Raw genomic sequence first — 12,921 nt, forward strand, 5'->3', positions numbered from 1 at the left:
TATTTGATATTTTCTTCTTGATAAACACTAAAAGGCAACAGAAAAGAGTGGTTCTACCTGTGAGATGCAGATAGAACCATCACTCATTTTCATTGCCTTTTTATTCTATATTTCGCTGTTCTTTTGAATAAGTCCAACAAGTAATTCGCCAAATTCTGAACATTTCAGCTTTTCTGCCTGTTCCATCTGATCAGCAAAATCTTGCGTGACCGTTTTATTTCGAATTGCTTCTGCAATACTCTCTGTAATGAGAGTTGCCGCTTCTCCCCAGCCTAAATAATCAAAGAGCAACGCTCCCGACAACAACAAAGAGGAAGGGTTCAACTGATCCAATCCGGCGTACTCCGGTGCAGTTCCATGTGTTGCTTCAAAAATAGCATGACCAGATTGCAGATTCATATTGGCCCCTGGCGCAATTCCTATACCGCCTACCTGAGCAGCTAAGGCATCCGAGATATAATCGCCATTCAGATTCAAGGTTGCAATAACATCATACTGCTCCGGATGAATCAAAATCTCCTGCAGGAATATATCAGCAATTCGATCCTTAATAATCACTTTTCCCTCTTGTTCAGCCTTTGCCAATGCCTGATCCGCTTTAGCAGCGCCTACCTCTTTTTTGATTGACAAGTAAGTTGACCAAGTAAAGACATGCTCACCAAATTCCTGTTCAGCCAGGTCATAGCCCCATTGCTTGAAACCACCCTCTGTAAACTTCATGATATTTCCTTTATGAACAAGCGTGACTGATTTTCTTTTTTGATCGATAGCTTGTTGGATTGCTGCCCGAACTAGTCTTTGAGTCCCATCTTTTGACACTGGTTTTATCCCAATAGCAGAGGTCTCTGGAAAACGGATTTTCTCGCTTCCAAGCTCATTTTTCAAAAATGAAATAAGCTTCTGTGCTTCTTCACTTTCTGCCGGAAACTCGATGCCAGCATAAATATCTTCTGTGTTTTCTCGAAATATCTGCATGTCTGTCCGTTCCGGATGCTTCAAAGGAGACGGCACACCTTCAAAATAACGAACAGGACGATAACAAATATATAGGTCCAGCTCTTGACGTAAGGTCACATTCAGAGAACGAAAGCCACCACCAATTGGCGTTGTCAATGGACCTTTGATTGCGACTAAATGCGTGCGAATTGTTTCAAGTGTTTCCTCAGGCAGCCAGCTCCCAGTTTCATTGAACGCTTTCTCACCAGCCAAAATCTCTTTCCACATAACCCGCCGTTTCCCCTGATAAGCCTTCTCTACAGCAGCATCAAACACTTTTCTGCTGGCTGCCCATATTTCGGGACCAATCCCATCGCCTTCAATAAATGGGATGATCGGTTGCTCCGGCACCTGTATTTTTCCATCTTTCATTGTAAGCTGTCCTTCTTGATTCAAGCTTCCATTCCCCCCTGCTCCCTTGATTTGACCGGGTACTGTTCATGCTTCTCTCCCACATAAAGAGATCTTGGTCGAATCAAACAATCTTCATTTTTTTGCTCATAAATGTGACCTAACCACCCGGAAACCCTACTCATCGCAAATAGCAAGGTGAATAAATCACTGTCTATACCAAGGCAATGATAAACGGTAGCTGAATAGAAATCGACATTAGGGATCAACCCCTTTTTCTCTTTCAAGTATTGTTCGATCTGGCAAGAAAGGAAGTACCACTGTTGCTTACCAGTCGTTGTCGTTAGCTCCTGCGCCATACGTTTTAAATGTTTTTTCCGCGGATCTTCTATTTTGTAAACACGATGACCAAAGCCCATGACCTTCTCTTTACGATCCATTTTCTGATCAAGATACTCTTCAACCGGTATTTCTCCTTCATCAATCTCGCGAAGCATATCGAACACTTTTTCATTGGCTCCACCATGAAGTGGGCCTTTCAAAGAGCCGATTGCCGCTGTGATGCAAGAATAAACATCGGATAGCGTAGACGCACAGACACGCGCTGTAAAGGTGCTAGCATTAAAATCATGGTCTGCATGGAGAACAAGCGAACGATTCATTGCCTTTACCTGTTCTTCATCAGGCATTTCTCCCGTCAGCATATACAGAAAATTCGCTGCGATAGGCGTCCCGTCTTGTTTAGGAGGAATTGGATCAAGTCCTCGTCGTAGTCGTGCGTAAGCAGCAATAATCGTTGGCATCTTCGCTTGGATCGCGATACTCTGGCTATAAATGGCTTCACGATCTGTTTCCTCTGCATCCGGATCAAAAACCCCCAGAAGAGAAATCGTTGAACGAAGTACACTCATCGGATGAAGGTTCTCACGGGTCTGAATCTTCAAGCTGGTAATGATTGTGTCTGAAACCGGCATCTGCGCATAAAGAACCTGTTGAAAAGCTGCCAGCTCTTCCAAGCTAGGTACTTGTAAATACCACAGCAAATAAATAACTTCTTCAAAAGGAATTTCTTTCTCGATCAATTCATCAATATTATATCCGGCAAACAACAGTTGGTTATCTACGATCGCGCTGATTTTTGTTTCAGAAACGATCACGCCGTCCAGTCCTTTATGAACCTTCATTTGTGTTCCTCCCTTACCTTTGATTGCTTGCAGCTTCTCTGAAAAGTTTTTTTCGAATAACCATCGGTAGAATTCCACCGTGTCGATAATAGCTGATATCCACAGCTGAATCAAAACGGACGATTGCTGAAAACTCGATGATTTCTCCCGTTTCCTTATGTGCATGTACAACAACCTCGTCACCCACAGCAACATCATCTTTCAACAAAATATCAAATCGTTCTGTGCCATTTAAGCCCAATGTATCCGAATCTTCCCCAGCTTTATATTGCAACGGGACAATCCCCATCATCACCAAGTTAGAGCGATGAATACGCTCATAGCTTTTAGCTATCACTGCTTGAACACCTAATAGTTGGACTCCTTTAGCCGCCCAATCACGAGACGAACCCATGCCGTAATCTTCTCCGGCAAGAATAATCGTTCCCATTCCCTGCTCTTTATAGTTCATAGCTGCATCATAAATCGACAAGGTGTCTCCTGTCGGAAAATACTTCGTGTAGCCTCCTTCAATTTCCGGAACCAGCTGATTTCGGATACGAATGTTGGCTAAGGTTCCTCGCATCATTACTTCATGATGCCCTCGTCTGGAACCGTAAGAATTAAAGTCACGTACTGCTGCTCCATGCTCCGTCAAATAACAGCCGGCTGGGCTAGTCCTCTGAATAATCCCTGCTGGTGAAATATGATCTGTCGTCACAGAATCTCCAAACTTCGCAAGAACGGACAACCCTGCCAATCCTTTAATAGGATTTATTTCAATGCCCATTCCATCCAAGTAAGGTGGATTAGCAATATAAGTAGAGCTACCTTCCCATTCATATAATGGTGTCGGTTCAGAATGAAAGTTGTTCCATTCTTCATTGGCATCAAACACTTCCTGATAATGTGTTTGGAACAACTCCGGTGTTACCCATGAATCGACATACTCGCGAATTTCTTCTTCCTCCGGCCAAATATCTTTCAGAAATACCGGACTGCCCGTTTGGTCATAGCCCAGCGGCTCAGTGATCAAATCAATATCCGTTGTTCCAGCAAGTGCATAGAGAACAACTAAAGGCGGAGAAGCCAAATAGTTCGCTTTAACCAACGGATGAATTCTTCCTTCAAAATTTCGATTCCCACTTAATACACCGGATAACAGCAACTCTTCTTTTTCCATGACTGCTTCAATTTCTTCTCTCAGACTTCCGGAATTACCAATACAAGTCGTGCAGCCATAACCAACCACATAAAACCCAAGCTGCTCCAGATAAGGCAATAAGCCTGCATCCTCTAAGTAAGCTGTAACAACCTTTGATCCAGGGGCAAGTGAAGCTTTGACAAACTTAGGAACAGTCAACCCTTTTTCAACAGCCTTTTTCGCAACCAATCCGGCACTTAGCATGACATGAGGATTTGACGTATTTGTACAAGATGTGATTGCTGCAATCGCAACTGCACCATCTTTTAAATCATACGTTTCACCATCCAATGTTACGCGAATCGCTTCTTCTTTTTTCTCAATCGCATTTGAATCAAGAAGTGTGTTTGCTGATTTAAATGTTCGTTCAAAGGATTCTTTCATTTGTGCTAACGGAATGAGGTCTTGTGGTCTCTTTGGACCGGCCAGATTCGGCTGGATATCACTTAAATCGATTTCTACCGTTTTTGAATAACCGATAGCATCTTCCGGGGAATAATAGAGATGATTTTCTTTCAGGTAGGCTTGTGTTACCGCAATAGCTTCCGGTTCTCTTCCAGTCAGCTTCAAATAGCGAATTGTTTCATCGTCAACTGGGAAAAAACCACAGGTAGCGCCATACTCTGGGGCCATATTGGCAATCGTTGCACGATCTGCCAATGACAAAGATTGAAGACCTTCGCCCAAAAATTCAACAAATTTTCCAACAACCTTGGTCTCTCTCAATACTTGTGTGACCTTTAGGGCTAAGTCAGTCGCAGTCGCACCTTTTGCCAGCTGATTGACCAAACGAACACCAATCACTTCAGGTACAGGGAAGTAAGAAGGCTCTCCCAACATACACGCCTCTGCTTCTATGCCACCGACACCCCAGCCAAGAACGCCGAGGCCATTGACCATTGTCGTATGTGAGTCTGTTCCCACTAAAGTGTCTGGGTATACATCTATTGTTTGTTCATCGATTTTTTTCTGAATCACTACATCCGCCAGATACTCAATGTTTACTTGATGAACAATGCCTGTTGCCGGAGGTACCACCCGATAGTTATCAAAAGCAGTCTGTGCCCAATTCAAAAATTTGTAGCGCTCTTGATTTCTCTGGAATTCCATTTTCATATTGCGCTCTAACGCATATTTATTTCCGGCTACATCTACTTGTACAGAATGATCGATGACCAGATCAACTGGGATTTCAGGATTGATGTTCTGAGGATCGCCGCCAAAGGCTGCATAAGTCTCACGTAGAGAAGCCAAATCAACAACGACAGGTACACCAGTAAAATCCTGTAAAATGACACGTGCCGGCTTGAAAGGTACCTCTCCGCTCACTGGTTTCTCTGGATTCCAAAAGGCTAACGAACGAATGTGATCGTCCGTAATCTCAAAATCATTTTTCTGGCGAATCAATCCTTCCAGCAATACTCGAATACTATATGGTAGCTTCGAAAGGGTAATGCCATATTCATCTTCCAACGAAGCCAATGAATCATAGCGATACTTTCTACCATTCAACTCAAAGAAGCGTTTACTCAACACCCAACTCCTCCTTCTCTCTATTTTCTCATTTTTTTCTAATTTTCAGTTATTATACCTACTTAAAAATAAAATGTAAACACTTTAGGCTTTATCGCACTGGTTTAGATATGACATATCCCTCACATAAAAATGTCAGAAACGCTTTAGATTTAATAGTTATTTATTCTTTCCCGTTGCAATTGATCATACGTCTCCCAATGAAACTCATTGTTTTTTAATCATTTTCACATATTACATCGAATGAAGAGAGATAGAGAAAATATCGAAAAAATGAAGCCGTTTTCTTCCATCTGTATGTTTTTGAATAATTCACTGTTAAATAACAGCCTAGCCATTGTACCTGTAATATAAACAAAAAAGTCAAGTACAGCTTGCTAAAGCAACCCGTACTCGACGTTCGTTTATCCTATTCTATTAGATAAGTTCCTTTGTTACCTAAAACTATTACCAATATTCAGGAAGCATAAAAGCTTCAGAGCATTGAATCTGTCCTTCATAGCTGCTAATTTTTCCTTCAGCCAATAAATCCATGACCATCCAAGCATCCTCTAATCCCTTTTTTGTAGGGTATGGCGGAAGAAAACCCTGAGGTAACGCCGGTCTAAACCCATGCCTTGGATAATACTCGATATGCCCTAAAACAAAAACAAGATCGGTTCCCATATCCTTTAGCCTTGTTAGTCCCGCTTCAATCAATTGACCACCAATTCCTTGTTTTTGATAGTCCGGAATGACAGCTAACGGACCCAAAATCATGACCGATAGCTCTTCAGCACCGACCAACCTCCCTTTTGTAAACAAAATATGGCCAACAGCTTGCTGCTCATCAAAGGCCAATAGAGACACGATTGGTTTCGAGGTAGGATCAGCAACCAGTTTCTCTACTAAGATCGCCTCATCTGTTTCTCCAAAAGCTTGTTCTTCAACAGTATAAATTACTTCTTTATCCTTGCTACTCGCTTCTTTTATCCGACTGTTCATTTCTTCCACTCTCCTCGTTGATTATCTATGAGAAAAGCCTACTACCGACAATAAACATAAGTTTTTCAAACAAAAGCCTCCTTTGATCCTCTACATGAATTGCACAAGAATCAATAGTTCTGAAAAAATAGGTACTTGCTTGTAAAAGTAAACAATGAAGTGCACTTTCACGATCCTTTATTTTGTCCAATTCATCTATCTACTATTATAAAAGGAACACGATACAGAAACAACAGTCGCTATGAAAATCATTTTTACGCAACGAACAGTAAGCCATTAAATATGTTGGTGAATCAATACCAATGCTGTTCCAGCTAAGCCAGATATCTCAGACAGGATAGTCGGCTCAATTGATCTTTCCATATTTTCAATGCGAAACGCATAACGGGCAAAACTACATGGCCATGAGTAATGTAGTTGACTAAGCATCATTATCCTTTTACAACAAGGAACGACGATATACAGATTCTCAAAATTAACTGAATGACAGCGCTCCATCTCATCGCCCCACCATTCAGTGATATTTTTACCACAATAGGAACACCGAACCTGAGAAAAATTTTGTCCACAGTCAATGAAACGAATTTGATCAAAGGCCTCATACGTGATATGGAGCTCTGGCAGTATGCTTCCAAGAGTAGCGATTATCTGCATCGCAACCGACTCGGATAACTGATGCTTCGGATCAGAAGAACTAATATAGGTATATTGATCTGACAATTTTATTCTCCTCTCATTATAATAGACTATTGCCACTGCAAATGAAGTGACCTCTATCTAAAAGAGAAAAGGGCACGCTCATAGAATTAAGGTTACATACTAAATCAAAATAAGCCGAGCTACACAAAGGCTCATGACAAAAGCTTTGTATAGCGCGGCATATTTCATCAAACAGCAACCTTTTGATTCAGACCTTAAAACACCCGTTACTATCTTAAAACAGCTGTTGCCAGTGCTCGCTGCACTTCCAGAATATTCTTATCTTTACCAAACTGTAGAACTTCTGCCGGTTCTATACTTCCGGAAATCCAGATGTTTAATTCAGAATCTAAATCAAAATGCCCAGATGTTTCTACTGAAAATCTTGAAATAGAACGATAAGGGATACATTTGTACTCCGTCTTTTTCCCTGTCATCCCTTGCTTATCAATCAAGATCAACCGTTTATCTGTAAAAACAACCATGTCTCTGATCAGTTTATAAGCAAGCTCCACATGCTCTCCGGGAGCTAAAAAATCCTTTAATTTATCCTCTACTTTTTCTGTTGAATGTGCTGAAGCATTTCCTATCATTCCACTAAACAAGCCCATTTCTACTTCCTCCTTGATATTAGTAAATCAATTATAGCAAATCCACAGATGCAGGGCAAAGTTCATTTTGCACAGGTTATGCTGCGCTCAAAAGTCTATAACCCTCTCAGTATTGACTGAACCACCACATCCGACATCAGTAGATTTTGTTATCTTTTCCAGACTTTTTTCGCTATACTAAGTGTATAGTTCATTTTTAAAGGGGTTATCTATATGAAGGTTCATTTTGAAATGTCATTATTTATTCTTTATTTTTTGGGTTTGCTTCTGATTCCTTTATGGAACAGAACACGAAAGGTCAAAGGCAATTGGTTCCTTTATGAGCTTGCTTGGACAGGCGTTTGTTTTATCCTCTATTTGCTTAATCTGGAGATTAAAAGCGGCAGCTATTTTGTTGCTATTCCGCTGATTTTTTTAGGAGGATTTCTATATCTCTACAAAAAGGAAAAACGGCGACTTCGCAACGGGCTGTTTTTCAATATTTTCCTTATTAGTTTTGGCGGTTACCTTGGCTTACTGGCCATCAACACACAGGATTATCTACTGATTCTGTTTCTTGTAGGCGTACTTGCTATTCTCTTTCTGTTAGCATTGGTTGGGTTATATGCACTGATCATCTTTCTCTATTGGAACGCTTTGATCGTTTGGCGAAAGGAAGGCCATTCATTGGCAAATCTTCTAACACTGTTTCTGGCAACTGGATTGACAGGTCTCCTAATACTGGATTATGTTTCAGGCCATTTTTTACCTGATTGGCTAGCATCGATTTTTTCTATATTTCCAGTAATATTGGCTTACTTTGCTATTGTTTTTTACAATTTTCTAACCATTTCCATTATTTACCAGTTCAACAGACCCAAGTATACACAAGACTACATCATTGTTTTAGGCGCAGGATTGATAGATGGAAAGCGTGTCCCTCCGTTGTTAGGAAATCGGATTGAAAAAGCGATGTATTTCTATAACAAACAAATTAAAAAAACAGAAAAGGTCCCTAAAATCATCATGTCTGGCGGAAAAGGCGATGATGAGCATTTAGCAGAAGGATTGGCAATGAAGCAATATGCCATAGAAAAAGGCATTCCTGAAACCAATATTCTGGTAGAAGCAAATTCTGTCAACACCTTGGAAAATATGCGTTTCTCAAAAGAAATCATGGAAGAAGACTTTGGAAGCAGTAACTATCAAGCAATATTTACAACCAATAATTTCCATCTATTTCGTGCTGGACTTTTTGCTCGCGAAGCAGGTTTGAAAGCGGACGGCATCGGGGCTAAAACCGCCTTTTACTTTCTACCAAATGCCTTCTTACGAGAGTTTGCGGCAATCGTATTAATGCGAAAAAGAAGACATATCATGGTCTGTGCGACAATCGTTGGTGTGTACTTACTATTTGCTCTTTTACAGCTAGTTCTCGGCTCATTAACCGGAATGTAGTGTAGCATAAGAAAAGTTAAACAAAAACAGCTAAGAGAGACCGTTACCCTTACGGATTTTCTTAACTGTTTTTTTATTAGTATAAACTGCTACATATCAGCTATTATGTTTAAAAACATTCGCGTACAGATTTTTTTACTCAAAAAATCCGTTTCCTCCTTCAAGAAAGAAGGCGAATCTACTGAATTGATATGGTATACTTTTTATGTAACAAACAATAGATAAAAGGGGTTAGTACAATGAAAAAGATTTTAGGACTGGGCGTTATTTTGGTAAGTACCATGGTATTGAGTGCATGCGGTAGTAAGGTTTCTCAAAAAACATTACAAGAAAATGACTGGGTTGTTGAGCTGACAGACGAAGCTGACGAGGTTGGCATGGAGATGACCGCGAAGTTTGATGAGGAAAACATGACCTTGAAGCCAAAAATGACCACTGAGACCAGCTCAGATAGTGCTGAAACAGCGGAGGAGATTGGCAAAGCTATTGGGGAAAACCTTGTCAACAGCATGTCCTTTGATGTTGAGTACACATTAGAAGGAGAGACAATCCATTTGAAAAATGATTTGCTTGGATTGGATGACGATTACACCGTTTCTAAGGATGGAAAAAAAGTTGTTTTCGCCTCTGAAGACGATGAGGAAAAGAAACTTGTATTGGTACCAGTAGAAGAATAAAAAGTAATCTGCTTACTAAAAAAAACATCTGTTGTTCACGAGACTTTTTCAGCAGCCTCGTTGTTCACAGGTGTTTTTTTAGTTTCCACTCGTTCTTCCACTTAATGCTTATAAATAGTTAAAAAGCTTTCCTGCAATTAAATAAGAAAACAAATAAAAAACCGAGCATGGCCAGCTCGGTTTTTCTGTGTGACAAAATATATGATATGCTTAAATGTGGATTGGCAAACCTAAAGCCAATTCAGAAGCATCCATAACGATTTCACCTAAAGATGGGTGAGGATGGATCGTCAAAGCGATATCTTCGGCATTCATGCCTGATTCAATAGCAAGAGCCATTTCAGAAATCATATCACTTGCACCGACACCGGCAATTTGAGCACCGATAATCACATTATCCTCAACAGTCGTTACTAAGCGAACAAATCCTTCTGTTTTACCAAGAGAAATTGCGCGACCGTTTCCGGCAAACGGGAATTTGAAGCCTTTTGCTTCTATTCCTGCTTCTTTCGCTTCTGCAACAGTCATCCCAACAGATGCTAATTCAGGATCTGTAAAAGCTACTGCCGGCATTGCTTTGTAATCAACTGCTACTTTTTTACCGGAAATTGCTTCTGCAGCAACTTTGGCTTCATAGCTTGCTTTATGAGCAAGAGCAGCGCCTGGAACGATGTCCCCGATTGCAAAAATGTTTGATACATTTGTGCGTCCTTGCTTGTCGACATTGATCAGTCCGCGTTCGCCAACTTCAACACCCGCTTGCTCAAGACCCAAATCATCTGTATTAGCACGACGTCCAACTGTAACCATCACATAGTCCGCTGTAACAGATTCTTCTTTTCCGTCTACTTCATATTTAACAGTCACACTGTCACCATTATCTACTGCTTCTTTTGCCATAGCAGAAGTAACGATCTTCACACCTTTTTTCTCAAAATCATCTACCACAATTTTGACCATGTCTTTTTCATACGTTGGCAAAATAGATGGACTGCCTTCAAGAATAGTCACTTCAGAACCAAGGTTGGCATATGCGCCACCAAGCTCAGCCCCAATGACACCGCCACCGATGATCACAAATTTTTCAGGTACTTCTTTCAAATTCAAGCCACCTGTTGAATCAAGTACACGTCCGCCGAATTTGAAACCTGGGATTTCAATCGGACGAGAACCTGTAGCCACAATCGCATTGTTGAAAGAATACGTTTGTGCAGAATCAGGATGGATTACACGCAAAGTATGGTCATCAACGAAAAATGCTTCGCCTTCTATAATTTCAACTTTATGCTTTTTCAAAAGCATACCAACACCGGAAGTCAACGACTTAACAACCTTGTTGTCTTTCCATTCCTGTGTTTTCGTGAAGTCTATTGACACATTTTCAGTTGTCACACCAAACAATGTTGAATCCAATGATTCTTGGTAATGATGTCCTGCAGCAATTAATGCTTTCGAAGGAATACATCCTACATTCAGACACACTCCGCCGATAAATTCACGTTCGATAATGGCAACTTTCTGTCCCATTTCAGCAGCGCGGATGGCAGCAACATAGCCGCCAGGTCCCGCACCGATTATAACTGTATCTAATTCAATGGCAAAATCTCCTACTACCATTTGTCAATCATCCTTCCATCAATAGTAATTCAGGGTCAGCCAATAAGCGTTTGATGTTGTTCATCGCTTTTTGAGCTGTTGCGCCATCGACGATACGGTGGTCAAAGCTCAATGACAATTTCATGACACGTCCGACAACGATTTCGCCATCAGCATTCACTACAGGCTGTTGAGCAATTGTACCAACACCTAAGATAGCAACCTCAGGGTAGTTGATTACCGGAGTAAACCAGCCGCCACCTACTGAACCAATATTACTGATTGTAATTGAACCATCACGCATATCTTGTGCAGATAGTTTTCCATCATGTGCAAGAGCTGCTTTTTCATTGATTTCATCAGCAATCGCGAACATGCTCTTCATATTTGCATTCTTCACATTTGGTACATACAACCCTTGATCTGTATCTGTTGCAATACCAATGTTGAAGTAATTTTTATAAACGATTTCCTGTTTTGCATCGTCAATCGACGCGTTCAGAACAGGGAATTTTTGAACAGTTGATGTCAATGCTTTGACAACATATGGTAAGAACGTTAATTTGGTACCATTTGCTGCAGCAACATCTTTGAATTTCTTACGGTGATCCCAAAGCTTAGATACTTCCACTTCATCATGCAAAGTCACATGAGGAGCAGTATGCTTGCTGTTAACCATTGCTTTTGCAATTGCTTTACGCATTGGTGTCAACGCTTCACGTGTTTCCATTTCACCAAGATTTGATGTAAATGGTTGTGCTGGTTTAGCTGGCGCTGCCGGTGTACTTGCTGTAGCTGTTGGCGCTGCTTCTTGGGTTGCTTCTGTAGAAACAGATGCTGCCGGAGCTGAACCACCATTGGTCAAGAAGTTGTCAATATCTTCTTTCACTACACGTCCACCTTTTCCAGTTGGTGCAACTTGTGAGATATCTACATCCTTCTCACGAGCGTATTGTCGAACAGAAGGCATTGCCAAAACACGTTTGTTTGGATCTGCCGCTGCTACAACACCTGCTGAGCCAGAAGCCGGTGCACTTGCAGCTGCCTCTGCTTTCGCTGGCGCTGCTGCACTACTTGAAGGTGCAGAGTTATGTCCGGGTGCATCGATTTCTACCAATACATCCCCAACATTTGCGACAGTTCCTTCAGAAACAACGATGTTTTTCACTGTTCCTGTTACTGGTGATGGAATTTCTTCTACTGATTTATCATTTTGTACTTCCAATAAAGTATCATCTTCATTGATCGTATCCCCAGCTTTTACAAACCATTTTACGATCTCGCCTTCTGCAATTCCTTCACCGATGTCCGGTAATTTGAATTGGAAAACTCCTTCTGAAGAACCTGCTGAAGCTTCAGGAACTGCTGCTGGTTGGGCAGGTGTTTGTTCCTGCGCAGCCACACCGCTATCTCCTTCGTTGTCTTCGTGTCCGGGTGCATCGATTTCTACCAATACATCCCCAACATTAGCCACTGTCCCTTCAGGAACAACAATACTCTTCACTATTCCTGTTACTGGTGACGGAATTTCTTCTACTGATTTATCATTTTGTACTTCTAATAAAGTATCATCTTCATTGATTGTATCGCCAGGCTGTACGAACCATTTTACGATTTCGCCTTCCGCGATCCCTTCACCGATATCCGGTAATTTAAATTGATAAGCCATC

At 41.1% G+C, this 12,921-nt stretch carries 10 protein-coding genes; 2 read left to right on the top strand and 8 right to left on the bottom strand.

Features of this window, described 5'->3' with window-relative positions; translation table 11 throughout:
- Positions 1–105: 105 nt before the first annotated feature.
- From icd to A5888_RS05415, 6 genes are all read right to left on the bottom strand, one after another.
- Entirely contained in the window at positions 106–1,368 is a 1,263-nt protein-coding gene (icd, locus tag A5888_RS05390; RefSeq protein WP_212647182.1) for an NADP-dependent isocitrate dehydrogenase, read from the bottom strand.
- A 20-nt stretch (positions 1,369–1,388) separates the two neighbouring features.
- Positions 1,389–2,531: a citrate/2-methylcitrate synthase gene (locus tag A5888_RS05395; protein ID WP_086348169.1), complete on the bottom strand. Its 1,143-nt coding sequence runs from the start codon at positions 2,529–2,531 to the stop codon at positions 1,389–1,391.
- 13 nt (positions 2,532–2,544) lie between these two features.
- A complete protein-coding gene (gene acnA, locus A5888_RS05400) occupies positions 2,545–5,247 on the bottom strand; it encodes an aconitate hydratase AcnA (RefSeq protein WP_283160580.1) in 2,703 nt (900 codons plus the stop codon).
- A 447-nt stretch (positions 5,248–5,694) separates the two neighbouring features.
- A complete protein-coding gene (locus tag A5888_RS05405) occupies positions 5,695–6,231 on the bottom strand; it encodes a GNAT family N-acetyltransferase (RefSeq protein WP_086348171.1) in 537 nt (178 codons plus the stop codon).
- 276 nt (positions 6,232–6,507) lie between these two features.
- Positions 6,508–6,951: a hypothetical protein gene (locus A5888_RS05410; RefSeq protein ID WP_086348172.1), complete on the bottom strand. Its 444-nt coding sequence runs from the start codon at positions 6,949–6,951 to the stop codon at positions 6,508–6,510.
- A gap of 209 nt (positions 6,952–7,160) precedes the next feature.
- Positions 7,161–7,541 carry a PH domain-containing protein gene (locus A5888_RS05415; protein ID WP_086348173.1) on the bottom strand — a complete coding sequence of 127 codons (381 nt, stop codon included), beginning with the start codon at positions 7,539–7,541 and terminating at the stop codon, positions 7,161–7,163.
- A 213-nt stretch (positions 7,542–7,754) separates the two neighbouring features.
- Here A5888_RS05415 and A5888_RS05420 point away from each other — a divergent pair, with 213 nt between their 5' ends.
- Positions 7,755–8,978 (top strand): YdcF family protein, encoded by a 1,224-nt coding sequence (locus A5888_RS05420; RefSeq protein ID WP_086348174.1) that lies wholly within the window; start codon positions 7,755–7,757, stop codon positions 8,976–8,978.
- A gap of 239 nt (positions 8,979–9,217) precedes the next feature.
- A complete protein-coding gene (locus A5888_RS05425; protein ID WP_086348175.1) occupies positions 9,218–9,655 on the top strand; it encodes a hypothetical protein in 438 nt (145 codons plus the stop codon).
- A 210-nt stretch (positions 9,656–9,865) separates the two neighbouring features.
- Here the strand turns inward: A5888_RS05425 and lpdA are convergent, their stop codons facing one another.
- Both lpdA and A5888_RS05435 read right to left on the bottom strand, forming a co-directional pair.
- Positions 9,866–11,272 carry a dihydrolipoyl dehydrogenase gene (gene lpdA, locus A5888_RS05430; RefSeq protein WP_086348176.1) on the bottom strand — a complete coding sequence of 469 codons (1,407 nt, stop codon included), beginning with the start codon at positions 11,270–11,272 and terminating at the stop codon, positions 9,866–9,868.
- A 7-nt stretch (positions 11,273–11,279) separates the two neighbouring features.
- Entirely contained in the window at positions 11,280–12,920 is a 1,641-nt protein-coding gene (locus tag A5888_RS05435) for a dihydrolipoyllysine-residue acetyltransferase (RefSeq protein WP_086348177.1), read from the bottom strand.
- Position 12,921 lies beyond the last annotated feature (1 nt).

The organism is Enterococcus sp. 9E7_DIV0242, from assembly GCF_002140975.2.
GTDB lineage: Bacteria > Bacillota > Bacilli > Lactobacillales > Enterococcaceae > Enterococcus_L > Enterococcus_L clewellii.

What these genes read in the sequence shown, in the direction of transcription:
- icd (WP_212647182.1), bottom strand. Translation starts at nt 1,368, where the DNA reads ATGAAAGATGGAAAAATACAGGTGCCGGAGCAACCGATCATCCCATTT.
- A5888_RS05395 (WP_086348169.1), bottom strand. Translation starts at nt 2,531, where the DNA reads ATGAAGGTTCATAAAGGACTGGACGGCGTGATCGTTTCTGAAACAAAA.
- A5888_RS05405 (WP_086348171.1), bottom strand. Translation starts at nt 6,231, where the DNA reads ATGAACAGTCGGATAAAAGAAGCGAGTAGCAAGGATAAAGAAGTAATT.
- A5888_RS05415 (WP_086348173.1), bottom strand. Translation starts at nt 7,541, where the DNA reads ATGGGCTTGTTTAGTGGAATGATAGGAAATGCTTCAGCACATTCAACA.
- A5888_RS05420 (WP_086348174.1), top strand. Translation starts at nt 7,755, where the DNA reads ATGAAGGTTCATTTTGAAATGTCATTATTTATTCTTTATTTTTTGGGT.
- A5888_RS05425 (WP_086348175.1), top strand. Translation starts at nt 9,218, where the DNA reads ATGAAAAAGATTTTAGGACTGGGCGTTATTTTGGTAAGTACCATGGTA.
- lpdA (WP_086348176.1), bottom strand. Translation starts at nt 11,272, where the DNA reads ATGGTAGTAGGAGATTTTGCCATTGAATTAGATACAGTTATAATCGGT.
- A5888_RS05435 (WP_086348177.1), bottom strand. Translation starts at nt 12,920, where the DNA reads ATGGCTTATCAATTTAAATTACCGGATATCGGTGAAGGGATCGCGGAA.